The 283-nt window shown below is 71.4% G+C and carries 1 pseudogene; it reads right to left on the minus strand.

Going from position 1 to position 283, the window contains the following annotated elements:
- Positions 1-283, minus strand: a pseudogene (locus tag IO36_RS36160) (alpha-1,4-glucan--maltose-1-phosphate maltosyltransferase); the annotation flags it as partial.

A 283-nucleotide genomic window follows, 5' to 3' on the forward strand; every position in this document is an offset into this window, starting at 1 on the left:
GTCCTGGTACTTCTTGGGCGGGTTCTCGGCGTAGGCGATGGTGTTGTCGGGCCGGTGGTGGAACCACTCGGGGTGCTTGTCCACCCAGGGGTGGTCCGGGGAGCACTGGAGCGCGAAGTCGAGCGCGATCTCCAGCCCGAGCGAGGCGGCCCGGGCGACGAAGGCGTCGAAGTCCTCCAGGGTGCCCAGCGCCGGGTGGATCGCGTCGTGACCGCCCTCGGGCGAGCCGATCGCCCAGGGCACCCCGACATCCTCGGGCCCCGCCGACAGCGTGTTGTTCGGG

Origin of the sequence: Streptomyces aureus (assembly GCF_000725495.1) — a bacterium.
GTDB lineage: Bacteria > Actinomycetota > Actinomycetes > Streptomycetales > Streptomycetaceae > Streptomyces > Streptomyces aureus_B.